The sequence below is a fragment of the Halorubellus amylolyticus genome, from assembly GCF_034808145.1.
Classification (GTDB): Archaea; Halobacteriota; Halobacteria; order Halobacteriales; family Natrialbaceae; genus Halorubellus.
Genome location: NZ_JAXHGM010000017.1, coordinates 1 through 1,562, shown reverse-complemented (window position 1 = coordinate 1,562; position 1,562 = coordinate 1). Strand labels below are relative to the sequence as shown.

Genomic DNA, 1,562 nt, shown 5'->3' with positions numbered 1-1,562 from the left:
CAACTATGAATAGCGAGGCAGCGAACCGCGTTTCCCAGAGGCTCGCGCACTCCAGTACTCCCCGGTACGCAGATGGGCTTAACTTCCGTGTTCGGGATGGGTACGGGTGTCACCCCACCGCTCTGGCCGCCTCAACGCCGACCCACGGGAACGATCCATGGTACGCCAACGTCGGTACAGCAAGCCGCAATGTAAGCACAATCCAGTTAACACCTGGACTCGTACAGTACGAGTCAGCACACAGTCCGAATGAATGGTGGCTCGAGTGATTAGTTCTCGCGGGCTCAACACCTCGTTGCCTTGGTGCGTACACCCCGAGTCTATCTACCTCATCTTCTATGAGGACTCTCAAGCGGAACCTCTTTTCCAGGTGGGTTTCGAGCTTAGATGCGTTCAGCTCTTACCCCGTGTGACGTAGCTGCCCGGCACATGCCCTCTCGGACAACCGGTACACCAGTGGTCACCACTCGTAGTTCCTCTCGTACTATACGAGCGTTCCCGTCAGGTTCCATAACACCCCCAGTAGATAGCAGCCGACCTGTCTCACGACGGTCTAAACCCAGCTCACGACCTCCTTTAATAGGCGAACAACCTCACCCTTGCCCGCTTCTGCACGGGCAGGATGGAGGGAACCGACATCGAGGTAGCAAGCCACGCGGTCGATATGTGCTCTTGCGCGTGACGACTCTGTTATCCCTAAGGTAGCTTTTCTGTCAGCAATGGCCCGCATCAAGCAGGCAAATTGGTTCGCTAGACCACGTTTTCACGTCAGTGTCACTCGTTGGGAATGACACTGTCAGACCACCTTATGCTCTTGCGCTCTTCATCGCGTCTCCGACGCGATTGAGGTGATCTTGGGGCACGCTCGATATCTTTTCAAGCGTGTACCGCCCCAGTCAAACTGCCCGGCTACCGGTGTCCTCCTCCCGGAGTGAGAGTCACAGTCATTAGTGGGTAGTATTTCACTGATGCCTCGGTGGCCTGCTAGCGCAGGTACCTGTGTAACGGCTCCTACCTATGCTGCACACTAACGACCGTGTCTCAGCGACAGCCTGCAGTAAAGCTCTATAGGGTCTTCGCTTCCCCCTGGGGGACTCCAGACTCCGCACTGGAACGTACAGTTCACCGGGCCCAACGTCGGGACAGCGAAGCTCTCGTTGATCCATTCGTGCAAGCCGCTACTGAAGCGGCAAGGTACTACGCTACCTTAAGAGGGTCATAGTTACCCCCGCCGTTGACGGGTCCTTCGTCCCATTGTACTGGGTGTTCAGATACCCGCACTGGGCAGGATTCAGTGACCGTACGAGTCCTTTCGGATTTGCGGTCACCTATGTTGTTACTAGACAGTCGGAGCTTCTTGGTCACTGTGACCTGCCTCTCTCCGAGGCAGGCACCCCTTCTCGCGAACTTACGGGGCTAATTTGCCGAATTCCCTGACGTCGGTTGTTCCCGACAGGCCTGAGCGTTCTCGGCTAGAGCACCTGTGTCGGATCTCGGTACGGTTCGTATGCTTGCCTTTTCACGGGCCCCGGATACGGTCGACTTTCGCTATCTCCGGCTTC

At 56.6% G+C, this 1,562-nt stretch carries 2 rRNA genes; both read right to left on the bottom strand.

Features of this window, described 5'->3' with window-relative positions:
• Nucleotides 1-12: 12 nt before the first annotated feature.
• Nucleotides 13-134, bottom strand: a 5S ribosomal RNA gene (rrf, locus tag SM754_RS20100).
• 115 nt (nucleotides 135-249) lie between these two features.
• Nucleotides 250-1,562: ribosomal RNA gene (locus SM754_RS20095) — 23S ribosomal RNA — on the bottom strand; the annotation flags it as partial.